Source organism: Bradyrhizobium sp. AS23.2 (genome assembly GCF_001908185.1).
In the GTDB taxonomy this organism is placed as follows: domain Bacteria; phylum Pseudomonadota; class Alphaproteobacteria; order Rhizobiales; family Xanthobacteraceae; genus Bradyrhizobium.
The window spans coordinates 41,291-51,603 of sequence record NZ_LGHM01000165.1 but is presented as its reverse complement, the minus strand read 5'-3'; the positions used below and the strand labels follow the sequence as shown (position 1 = coordinate 51,603).

At 63.9% G+C, this 10,313-nt stretch carries 11 protein-coding genes; 4 read left to right on the top strand and 7 right to left on the bottom strand.

Features of this window, described 5'->3' with window-relative positions; all coding sequences use genetic code 11:
• Positions 1-56: 56 nt before the first annotated feature.
• Positions 57-344, top strand: coding sequence for a GIY-YIG nuclease family protein (locus AC630_RS32375; RefSeq protein WP_074122504.1), 288 nt, complete (start codon positions 57-59; stop codon positions 342-344).
• Between the two features lie 125 nt (positions 345-469).
• Here AC630_RS32375 and groL read toward each other — a convergent pair whose 3' ends face one another.
• A complete protein-coding gene (gene groL, locus AC630_RS32370) occupies positions 470-2,110 on the bottom strand; it encodes a chaperonin GroEL (RefSeq protein ID WP_074122503.1) in 1,641 nt (546 codons plus the stop codon).
• Positions 2,111-2,155: 45 nt separating this feature from the next.
• A complete protein-coding gene (locus tag AC630_RS32365; protein WP_014494241.1) occupies positions 2,156-2,470 on the bottom strand; it encodes a co-chaperone GroES in 315 nt (104 codons plus the stop codon).
• A 374-nt stretch (positions 2,471-2,844) separates the two neighbouring features.
• Here AC630_RS32365 and AC630_RS32360 point away from each other — a divergent pair, with 374 nt between their 5' ends.
• Positions 2,845-3,132 carry an usg protein gene (locus AC630_RS32360; protein WP_074122502.1) on the top strand — a complete coding sequence of 96 codons (288 nt, stop codon included), beginning with the start codon at positions 2,845-2,847 and terminating at the stop codon, positions 3,130-3,132.
• Positions 3,133-3,284: 152 nt separating this feature from the next.
• Positions 3,285-3,824 (top strand): cupin domain-containing protein, encoded by a 540-nt coding sequence (locus tag AC630_RS32355; RefSeq protein WP_074122501.1) that lies wholly within the window; start codon positions 3,285-3,287, stop codon positions 3,822-3,824.
• Positions 3,825-4,157: 333 nt separating this feature from the next.
• On the opposite strand, the gene AC630_RS32350 is transcribed toward AC630_RS32355, so the two are convergent.
• Positions 4,158-5,426 carry a NupC/NupG family nucleoside CNT transporter gene (locus AC630_RS32350; protein ID WP_074122500.1) on the bottom strand — a complete coding sequence of 423 codons (1,269 nt, stop codon included), beginning with the start codon at positions 5,424-5,426 and terminating at the stop codon, positions 4,158-4,160.
• A gap of 133 nt (positions 5,427-5,559) precedes the next feature.
• On the opposite strand from AC630_RS32350, the gene AC630_RS32345 reads away from it, so the two are divergent.
• On the top strand, positions 5,560-6,837 hold the full coding sequence (locus AC630_RS32345; RefSeq protein ID WP_074122506.1) for an MFS transporter: 1,278 nt from the start codon (positions 5,560-5,562) through the stop codon (positions 6,835-6,837).
• 331 nt (positions 6,838-7,168) lie between these two features.
• Here the strand turns inward: AC630_RS32345 and AC630_RS32340 are convergent, their stop codons facing one another.
• The 4 genes from AC630_RS32340 to AC630_RS32325 form a co-directional block, all read right to left on the bottom strand.
• Positions 7,169-7,927, bottom strand: a complete 759-nt coding sequence (locus AC630_RS32340; RefSeq protein WP_074122499.1) for an SDR family oxidoreductase — start codon at positions 7,925-7,927, stop codon at positions 7,169-7,171.
• 24 nt (positions 7,928-7,951) lie between these two features.
• Positions 7,952-8,710: a proteasome-type protease gene (locus AC630_RS32335; protein ID WP_074122498.1), complete on the bottom strand. Its 759-nt coding sequence runs from the start codon at positions 8,708-8,710 to the stop codon at positions 7,952-7,954.
• Positions 8,711-8,966: 256 nt separating this feature from the next.
• Positions 8,967-9,374, bottom strand: coding sequence for a carboxymuconolactone decarboxylase family protein (locus tag AC630_RS32330; protein WP_074122497.1), 408 nt, complete (start codon positions 9,372-9,374; stop codon positions 8,967-8,969).
• 86 nt (positions 9,375-9,460) lie between these two features.
• The gene (locus AC630_RS32325) at positions 9,461-10,303 is read right to left on the bottom strand and encodes a transglutaminase family protein (protein WP_074122496.1); all 843 of its coding nucleotides are present in this window, start codon (positions 10,301-10,303) and stop codon (positions 9,461-9,463) included.
• Between the last annotated feature and the right edge of the window lie 10 nt (positions 10,304-10,313).

Here is a 10,313-nt window from a genome sequence, read left to right as displayed (position 1 = left end):
GTCATTCCGGGGCGCGCAAAGCGCGAGCCCGGAATCCATAACCACAGGCGGATATTTTGGCGTACTACGTCTACATCCTTGCAAGTAGGAAGCACGGTACGCTCTACATCGGCGTGACCAACGACCTCGTGCGTCGCGTGTACGAGCACAAGACAAAAGCTGCTCCCGGCTTCACGACACGTTACGGCGTCGACAAATTGGTGTTGTTCGAAATCTATGATGATGCCGCGACGGCCATCGCCCGCGAGAAAGAACTCAAGAAGTGGCGACGGGATTGGAAGACCCGCCTGATCGAGGAGCAGAACCCGAATTGGGATGATCTCTATTCCGGGATAGCCAACTGACGTTCGTGGTTATGGATTCCGGGCTCGCGCTTCGCGCGCCCCGGAATGACGCTGGAGAGAGCTTGCCCAAAAAACAAAAACCCCGGCATCGCTGCCGGGGTTTCGTAGTCCTTGAGGTGGCTGGATCAGAAGTCCATGCCGCCCATGCCGCCGCCCGGGGGCATCGCCGGACCGGCGCCGCCCTTCTTGGGCAGCTCGGCGACCATGGCTTCCGTGGTGATCAGGAGAGCCGCAACCGAGGCTGCGTTCTGGATCGCGGTACGGACCACCTTGGTCGGGTCGATGATGCCCTTGGTGACGAGATTGACGTACTCGCCGGTCTGGGAGTCGAAGCCGTAGGCGTAGGTCTTGTTCTCCAGGATCTTGCCGACGATCACCGAGCCGTCTTCACCGGCGTTGATCGCGATCTGGCGAGCGGGAGCCGACAGCGCCTTGCGCACGATCTCGACGCCGGTCTTCTGGTCGTCGTTCTTGGTGCGCAGGCCCTTGAGCTGCTCGGAGGCACGGAGCAGGGCGACGCCGCCGCCCGGAACGATGCCTTCCTCGACCGCGGCGCGGGTCGCATGCATCGCGTCATCAACGCGATCCTTGCGCTCCTTCACCTCGACCTCGGTCGCGCCGCCGACGCGGATCACCGCGACGCCGCCCGCGAGCTTGGCAAGACGCTCCTGGAGCTTCTCACGGTCGTAGTCCGAGGTGGTCTCCTCGATCTGCGCCTTGATCTGGGCCACGCGCGCCTCGATGTCGGCCTTCTTGCCGGCGCCGTTGACGATCGTGGTGTTCTCCTTGTCGATCATCACCTTCTTGGCGCGACCGAGCATGTTGAGCGTGACGTTCTCGAGCTTGATGCCGAGGTCTTCCGAGATCGCCTGGCCGCCGGTCAGGATCGCGATGTCCTGCAGCATGGCCTTGCGACGATCGCCGAAGCCCGGAGCCTTGACGGCCGCGACCTTCAGGCCGCCGCGCAGGCGGTTCACGACCAGGGTCGCGAGCGCTTCGCCTTCGACGTCCTCGGCGACGATGACCAGCGGCTTGCCGGTCTGCACCACGGCCTCGAGCAGCGGGAGCAACTCGTTCAGCGAGGAGAGCTTCTTCTCGTTGATGAGGATGTAGGCGTCGTCCATCTCGACGCGCATCTTGTCGGCGTTGGTGACGAAGTAGGGCGAGATGTAGCCGCGGTCGAACTGCATGCCCTCGACGACGTCGAGTTCGGTCTCGAGCGACTTGGCTTCCTCGACGGTGATGACACCCTCGTTGCCGACCTTCTTCATGGCGTCGGCGAGGAACTTGCCGATCTCCGCGTCACCGTTGGCCGAGATGGTGCCGACCTGGGCGATCTCGTCGTTCGAGGTGACCTTCTTGGAGTTCTTCTGGAGGTCCGCCACGACGGCTTCGACCGCGAGGTCGATACCGCGCTTGAGGTCCATCGGGTTCATGCCGGCGGCGACCGACTTGGCGCCTTCCTTCACGATCGCCTGGGCGAGCACGGTGGCGGTGGTGGTGCCGTCGCCGGCCGCGTCGGCGGACTTGGAGGCGACTTCGCGCACCATCTGGGCGCCCATGTTCTCGAACTTGTCCTCGAGCTCGATCTCCTTGGCGACGGTGACGCCGTCCTTGGTGATGCGGGGAGCGCCGAACGACTTGTCGAGCACGACGTTGCGGCCCTTCGGACCGAGCGTGACCTTCACCGCGTTGGCGAGAACGTCGACGCCGCGCAGCATCTTGTCGCGCGCTTCAACCGAGAATTTGACTTCTTTGGCTGCCATCTGAAATTTTCCTTGAGGTGTTTGACTGGAGGGAGAGAGGGGCTCTTAGGCCGCCTTCTTCTTGGAAGCGGGGACGTCGAGGACGCCCATGATGTCGCTTTCCTTCATGATCAGCAGATCGACGCCGTCGATCTTGACTTCGGTGCCGGACCACTTGCCGAACAGCACGCGGTCGCCGACCTTCAGGTCGATCGGGATCAGCTTGCCGGCTTCGTCGCGGCCACCCGGGCCAACGGCGACGACTTCACCCTGGGAGGGCTTTTCCTTGGCAGTGTCGGGAATGATGATGCCGCCAGCGGTCTTCTCTTCTGCGTCGATACGCTTGACCACGACGCGGTCGTGAAGCGGACGGAATTTCATGCAGTCCTCCTAAGCATTTGTACGAGTTGGGGATTTTTAGTCGTTAGCAATCGATGCCCGCGAGTGCTAGCGCAGGCGAGGCTGAAATAGGACAGGAATTTTGCGGGGGCAAGGGCTTCTAGCAGAAAAATCAGCACCCGGAAGCGCGGACTGCCAGATTCTCTTTACCATCGTTAACCGGCCTTCGGAGCCGTATTAGCACGGAGCCGCATCTGCTGCTAACGCATTGAATTTCAACAACTTGTTAAACCTTTGGGCTTGAGATGGGTTGTCAGTTTGCGTCACATTTCTCTCATGTGAGCGCATCTCCTCCGGGTGGCTCCCGGGGAACCGAAGCCACCCCCTGAATATGCGCTCCTGCAAAGGAGGTTGGCATGGTCTCGCGGGCTGGGGTTGTTTCCGACGACTTCCGGAAACAGGTGCTGGGTTACGGGCTGACGACGGCGCAAATTCTCTACCGGATGCCGGATCATCCCTCGCTGCTTCAGACCTATGTCTGGCAGGACTACGATCTGTTTCCGAAGTTTCCGGCGCTGACCGACTTCCTGGCGTTCTGGCAGGAGAAGCTCGACGGCCCGCTGTTCTCGGTGACCGTGGCGCATTCCAAGCTGATCAAGCCGGCCGAGCTGCGCGCCGTGGACGGCGTGTTCCGGCTGCATTGAAGGGAGGACGCGTAGATCGCGTAGGATGGGTAGAGCGAAGCGAAACCCATCGCCTTCGAAAGCAGGGAGATGATGGGTTTCGCAAGGGCTCTACCCATCCTACGCGTCGCATTTTGTGCTAGCCTCTCCCGATAACAACAGGGGAGGCAGCCATGGCCAAGAAAGCGAAATCGCGCAGCGCAGCGCAAACCGCGGTGAAAAAGCGGAGCGGAGCCAAGTCCGCGGCGCGATCTTCGGCGCGCAAAGCGGTGAAGGCGAAGGCGCGCACGACAACTGCAAAGTCATCCGTCAAGAAGCCCGCACGGCCCAAGCAGCGCATTGCCGTCAGCCATCATCGCGAAGAGGATTTCAAAGCCGACGGCCTGCGCGCCTACGCGAAATACCGGGACCTCGGCATTGCCGACGCCACCCACGGCCTCGCGCAAGCACATGTGATCCGCCTGCAAGGGCCCTGCGATCCGACCGAGGTGTCGAAGCTGCACTTCCACGACGTCGAATTCCAGATGGTCTACGTGCTCAAGGGCTGGGTGAAGACCTACATGGACGGGCAGGGCGAGACCTTGATGAAGGAAGGCAGCGCCTGGACCCAGCCGCCGAAGATCAAGCACATGATTTTGGATTATTCTGATGACGTGGAGCTGCTGGAGGTGATCCTGCCAGCGGAGTTCAAGACGGTGGAACTGAAGGCGTAGGCGCTCTCCTCGTCATTGCGAGAAGCGAAGCGACGAAGCAATCCAGACTGTTTCCTCGGATGCATTTCTGGATTGCTTCGCTTCGCTCGCAATGACGGTTCTCCCATCTCTCCGCCGTCATTCCGGGGCGCGCGTAGCGCGAGCCCGGAATCCATCGGGCGGCAATACAAGTGGATTCTCAGATGCGCAATTGCGCATCATGGTTCGCCACTTTGCGGCGCCCCGGAATGACGGGTGGAGAGTTCGTTCGCAGCCCCGATGGAGCGCAGCGAAATCTGGGGCACCCGGGCGCGACGGAAACGCTGTCCCGGATTGCGCTGCGCTCCATCCGGGCTACGAGTGCGCCGCTCTTACGCCAGCACCCCCCACGATCGCTCCCATCAAGCACGTCGTCAGTGTCCCCGACACGATCGACTTCAGCCCGAGCGCGTTGATCTCCTCGCGCCGTTCAGGGGCCATGACGCCGAGGCCGCCGATCATGATGCCGAGGCTGGCGAAATTGGCGAAACCGCACATCGCGTAGAGCATGATCAGGCGCGAGCGCGGATCGAGCGCGTCGGGCGGCAGCTTTGAGAGGTCGACATAGGCGATCAGTTCGTTGAGCACGGTCTTGGTGCCCATCAGGCTGCCGGCGGTCACGGCCTGATCCCAGGGCAACCCCATCAGCCAACACACCGGCGCCATCACGAACCCAAGCAGGCGCTGCAACGAGATCGCGGCGCCGCCGATATCAGGCAGTAAGCCGAGCATGGCGTTGACGAGATAGACCAGCGCCACCAGCACCAGCAGCATCGCGACGATGTTGAGCAGCAGCTCGAGGCCTGCGGTGGTGCCTTTCACAATGGCGTCCATCGTGCCGGAGACGCTCATCTCCGGGTCCTCCAGCGCGCCGCCGGTGCGCTTGTCGGATGTCTCGGGCACCATGATGAGGCTGACGAGGATCGCGGCCGGCGCGCCCAGCACGGAGGCAATGACGAAATGCGCGGCGGCATCCGGAATGAGTGGCGCCAGCAGCGTCGCATAGAGCACCAGCACCGTGCCGGCGATGCCGGCCATGCCGCCGGTCATCACCAGGAACAGTTCGCTCCGTGTCATCTGTGCGAGATACGGCCGCACGAACAGTGGCGCCTCGACCATGCCGAGGAAGATGTTGGCGGCGGTCGAGAGACCGACCGCGCCGCCGACGCCCAGCGTCCGCTCCAGCAGCCAGGCCATCCCGCGCACGACCGGCGGCAGCACGCGCCAATAGAACAGCAGCGTCGTCAGCACGCTCATCACCAGCACGATCGGCAGCGCCTGGAACGCCAGGATGAAATCGGCGCCGGGCACCTTCACGTCGAAGGGCAGGGTACCGCCGCCGACATAGCCGAACACGAAGGAGGAGCCGGCGCGCGAAGCCGCCGAGATCGCACCGACCGCATCATTGATGGCGCCGAAGGCTTGCGCGACGACGGGCAGCTTTAAAAGGACAATCGCGGTGGCGAAGGTCACGACGAGGCCGATCGCCGCCTGGCGCAGCGATACGGCGCGGCGGTTCTCTGCCAACGCGAAGGCGAGTAGCAGCAATGCGAAAATGCCGAGTGACGATTGCAGCCGCAGCATGATGTCCCCAAACCCCCAATGATTATGGCCGCGCGTGCGTTGCAAACGCAATGCCTTGGAGATCACCGGAGCCGCCGCTGTTGACAAGCCGGTCCGCGTCAGCCACGCGGGGCACCGTCAATATCAGGCGCGGATGGTCCAAGAGGTGAGCCAAAAGCCAAGCCAGGAGCCAAGCGAAGCGCAGCCGCTACGGGCGAGCCCGCCGGTGAGCGCCCGCGAACTCCTCACTCACCGCGCTTTCCTGTTTTTCCTGCTCTCGCGCAGCCTGTCGCGCTTTTCCAGCCAGATCGCGGCGGTCGCGATCGGCTGGCAGATTTACGATCTCACCGGTTCAGCCTTCGACCTCGGCATGGTCGGGCTCGTGCAGTTCCTGCCCACCGCGCTGCTCGTGTTCGTCGCCGGCCACGCCGCCGACCGTTACGAGCGCAAACGCGTGGTTCAGCTCTGCCAGCTCGTGGAAGCGACGACCGCGCTCTATCTCGCAATCATCACCTATCTTGGCGCGGTCGGCGAGGTACAGATTTTCGTCGCGACCTTCGTGCTCGGCATTGCCGGCGCCTTCGAGAGCCCGACCACTGCGGCGCTGCTGCCGCTGGTCGCGCCGCAGGGTTCGCTGCAGCGCGCCACGGCCGTGTCCAGCGGCGCGGCGCAGGTCGCGACCATCACGGGGCCGGCGCTCGGCGGTTTTGCCTATGCGATCGCGCCGCATCTTGCCTACGCCGTGATGGTACTGTTCTGGATTCTCGGGATGATCCTGACCGGCTTTATCCGGCCGCGTCCGCAGGCCGTAGCCAAGGAGGGGACGAGTTCGGACAATATCTTTGCCGGCTTCCGCTTCATCCGCGAAAGTCCGGCGATCCTCGGCACCATCTCGCTCGATCTGTTCGCCGTGCTGTTCGGCGGCGTCACCGCGCTGCTGCCGATCTATGCCCGCGACATCCTCCAGACCGGTCCGGTCGGGCTCGGCGTGCTGCGCGCCGCGCCTGCGGTCGGCGCATTGTTGATGACCATGGTGCTGGCGCGCCACGCCATTTCGCGGCATGTCGGCCTGCGCATGTTCCAGGCCGTGATCGTGTTCGGTGTCGCAACGATCGTGTTCGCGCTGTCGTCCTGGATGTGGCTGTCGGTGCTCTCGCTCGCCGTTCTCGGCGCGGCCGACACGATCAGCGTCGTGATCCGCTTCTCGCTGGTGCAACTCGCCACGCCAGACGAGATGCGCGGCCGTGTCGGTGCGGTGAACTTCCTGTTCATCAATGCCTCCAACCAGCTCGGTCAGTTCGAGAGCGGGCTCACAGCCGCGCTGTTCGGCGCGATGCCGGCCGCCGTGCTCGGCGGCGTGTGCACGGTCGCAGTGGCGCTGCTGTGGATGAAGCTGTTCCCGAGCCTGCGCCAGGTGGAGAGGCTGGAGTAACGAGGTCTCGTGTTCCGGGCGCAGCGCAGCGTGTAACGATGCGCCGCTGAGCCGGGACCCAGGTTGCCGCGAGGAGACGTGCCGAGAGATGGGCCCCGGCTCAGCAGCGCGTCATTTCATGCCGCGCTGCGTCCGGGGCACGAGACCGACGACCCTAATTGCTTCGCTGCGCTCGCAATGACGATTGTGGAGGTAGCGCGCGGATTTACTCCGTCTCACCCCGCTTGTCGGCAACAGCCAGAATCCCCTTGACGCCTACTGTGCATGGGGTTGTTTTTCACTTTTTGAGTCAGACCCTCTCCCCGCAAACGAGGAGAGGGTGGAAAGACCTTTAGCCCCGTCCGACGAACGGCATCTTGCTCGCCATGACCGTCATGAACAGCACGTTGGCGTCGAGCGGCAGGCCGGCCATGTAGGCGACGGCATCGCCGACCGCCTTGGCGTCCATGCGCGGTTCGTGCTTGGTCGTGCCGTCGGGCTGCAGCACGCCGGGGCCGTTGACCATGCGGTCGGTCATGGGCGTCGCCGCATTGCCGATGTCGACCTGGCCGACCGCGATGTCGTACATGCGGCCGTCGAGATTGCTCGCCTTGGTCAGGCCCGTGATGGCGTGCTTGGTCGAGGTGTAGGCCGCCGAGAACGGCCGCGGCGCATGCGCCGAGATCGAGCCGTTGTTGATGATGCGACCGCCGCGCGGGGTCTGGTCCTTCATGATGCGGAAGGCATGCTGGGTGCACAGGAACGGGCCGGTGAGGTTGGTGTTCACCACCGCCTGCCACTGTTCGAGGCTGAGGTCCTCGAAGTTCACGGCAGGCGCGCCCATGCCGGCATTGTTGAAGAGCACGTCGAGCCGGCCGTAGGTCTGTGCGACCTTGGCGAACAGCGCGGCGATCAAGGCCGGATCGGTCATGTCGGCGGAGACGCAGAGGCTCTTTCCGGCGGGGCCGAGCTTTGCCGTCTCCTCGAGCATGTCGAGCCGCCGGCCAGCGAGCACCACGGTGAAGCCGGTGTTCATCAGCGCCAGCGATGCCGCGCGCCCGACACCGGTGCCGGCGCCCGTCACCACTGCGATTTTTTTCGCTTCACTCATCGTTTCCTGCCTTTTCTCTTAGTGTCAGGTTTTGGATTCTTTTTCGTTCTTGTAGGGCGGCCGCGGAATGTTCTGGTGTGCCGCGCGCAAGGCCGCCGACCAGCGCGAGCGCAGGTCGTGGAAATAGGGCTCGCCGGCTTCGATGCGATGGTTGAGATCGGCATCGCAGGCATCGGTGCGCACCACCAGCACGTCGATCGGAAGGCCGACGCCGAGATTGGAACGCATGGTCGAGTCCATCGAGATCAGGCCGGTCTTGAGCGCCTCGTAAAGCTCGACGTCGTAATGCATGGCGCGGTCGAGCACCGGCTTGCCGTATTTGTGCTCGCCGATCTGCAGGTAGGGCGTGTCGGTGGTGCACTCGATGAAATTGCCGGCGGAGTAGACCATGAACAGGCGCATGCGCGCACCCTTGATCTGGCCGCCGAACAGGAAGGAGACGTCGAAGGACACGTCCTCGGATTTCAGCGCCGGGCCTTCGGTGGCGTGAACCGCGCGGATCGCTCGGCCGATGCGCTGGGCGGCCTGGAACATGGTCGGCGCGTTCATCAGCGTCTCGACCTCGCCGGTCGTCGGATCTTCCAGTCCCTCGGTCAGGGTGGAGAGCACGGATTGGCTGATGGCGAGGTTGCCGGCGCTGGCGATCGCCATGATGCGCTCGCCGGGCTTGGAGAAGATGTGGAGCTTGCGGAAGGTCGAGACGTTGTCGAGGCCGGCATTGGTGCGGGTGTCGGCGATCATCACCAGACCGTCCCGAACCAGGATTCCGCAACAATAGGTCATGTCCAGTCCCCGAACGCGTTTGCGCGGAATTACTAGCCAATTTCAGGGGCCGCTCCAACCCCCGATTCCCGGGGGCGGCAGGATGAGGTCGTCATTCCGGGGCGCGACAACGTCGCGAGCCCGGAATCCATTGATCCAGTAACTCTGTGGCCCGATGGATTCTCAGATGCGCAATTGCGCATCATAGTTCGCGCTACGCGCGCCCCGGAATGACAGGTTCGCTCTGCCGTTGCGCCTGCTGCTGCGATTGCCGACCTCATTCAGCGGCATCGACGAGAAACGCCTCGTCAACGGGCACGCCGAGCGCTGTGACCAACCGGTTCGTCTCCGCGGCCATGCCGACGATGGCGAGCATCTCGCCATATTCGGCCTCGGTCATGCCCTTGGCCCGTGCGCTGGCGGTGTGCGAATGGATGCAGTAGCTGCAGCCATGCGCGACCGAAACCGCGACATAGAGCATTTCCTTGATCTTGGGATCGAGCGCCCCTGGAGCCATCACCTCCTTGACGCTCTCCCAGGTCCGCCGCAGCGTCTTCGGATCATGCGCCAGCGCGCGCCAGAAATTGTTGACGAAATCCGACTGCCGGACCTTGCGGATATCGTCGAAAACGGCGCGCGCCTCGCCGGAGAGCTCATCGTCCGAAAGCAGCTTTACAGTCGACATGAGGTACCTCGCGTGTCTGATCTGACTCCGCGACTATAGCACGCCTCATGCATTCGGCCGGCAGCGCCTCGCGAATGCGGCTGCGCCTAGCTCTGCCGCTGCGACTGCCATTGCCCGCCGCGGCCGGCCTGCTCGACCTTGACTGCGACGGCCAGCGTCTCCGCACCGCCGCCATAGCGGGTGCCGCGCACCGGGGCGGCGCCGAGATAGTCGAGCCCGATCGCGACGCGGACATGGGCGTCGGTGGTGCAGATGCTGTTGGCGGGATCGAAGCCGACCCACCCGAGATCGGGCACGTAGGCTTCCGCCCAGGCGTGGCCAGCGTCCTGATGCACCGCGCCGTCCGAGCGCAAAAAGTGGCCGGAGACGAAGCGCGCCGGCACGCCGCCGGCGCGGGCACAGGCAATGAAGATGTGCGCATAGTCCTGGCAGACGCCGCGCTTGAGCGTGAAGGCTTCCGCTGCCGACGTGCCGCTGTTGGTCGGGTCCTCGTCGAACGTCATGTGCTCGCTGATCTCAGTCATCAGCGAATGCAGAAAGCCGAGCGTGTCGCTCTCGGCTTCCGCGCGCAGCTGGCGCGCAACCGCCGTCATCGCCGGATTGACGGAGGTGAGGTCGGTGGAACGCAAAAACATTCCGGCCGGAAAGCGCTCGTCGGCGCCGCGCAGCACCCCGCCGGTGTCGTGGGTCTCGATCAGCCCTTCGGCGGTGATCTGGATGTCGCCGACGGGCCCGCAGGACAGCACATGGGTGACGTTGCCAAACGCATCCTCATGGGTGTCGAGCTTGGTGTCGGTCGAGACGTCGATCTGCCATTCTGCCACGTACTGCCCGTCGTGGCTGCAGGGCGTCATGCGCAGGATCTGGATCACGCTGGTGGCCGGCGGCTCGTAGCGATAGGTCGTGGTGTGCTGGATTCGCAGGCGCATGGTGGACCGT

Bases quoted from the DNA above. Each gene is read 5' to 3' on its own strand.
- groL (WP_074122503.1), bottom strand. From the start codon at position 2,110: ATGGCAGCCAAAGAAGTCAAATTCTCGGTTGAAGCGCGCGACAAGATG.
- AC630_RS32365 (WP_014494241.1), bottom strand. From the start codon at position 2,470: ATGAAATTCCGTCCGCTTCACGACCGCGTCGTGGTCAAGCGTATCGAC.
- AC630_RS32360 (WP_074122502.1), top strand. From the start codon at position 2,845: ATGGTCTCGCGGGCTGGGGTTGTTTCCGACGACTTCCGGAAACAGGTG.
- AC630_RS32355 (WP_074122501.1), top strand. From the start codon at position 3,285: ATGGCCAAGAAAGCGAAATCGCGCAGCGCAGCGCAAACCGCGGTGAAA.
- AC630_RS32350 (WP_074122500.1), bottom strand. From the start codon at position 5,426: ATGCTGCGGCTGCAATCGTCACTCGGCATTTTCGCATTGCTGCTACTC.
- AC630_RS32345 (WP_074122506.1), top strand. From the start codon at position 5,560: ATGGTCCAAGAGGTGAGCCAAAAGCCAAGCCAGGAGCCAAGCGAAGCG.
- AC630_RS32340 (WP_074122499.1), bottom strand. From the start codon at position 7,927: ATGAGTGAAGCGAAAAAAATCGCAGTGGTGACGGGCGCCGGCACCGGT.
- AC630_RS32335 (WP_074122498.1), bottom strand. From the start codon at position 8,710: ATGACCTATTGTTGCGGAATCCTGGTTCGGGACGGTCTGGTGATGATC.
- AC630_RS32330 (WP_074122497.1), bottom strand. From the start codon at position 9,374: ATGTCGACTGTAAAGCTGCTTTCGGACGATGAGCTCTCCGGCGAGGCG.
- AC630_RS32325 (WP_074122496.1), bottom strand. From the start codon at position 10,303: ATGCGCCTGCGAATCCAGCACACCACGACCTATCGCTACGAGCCGCCG.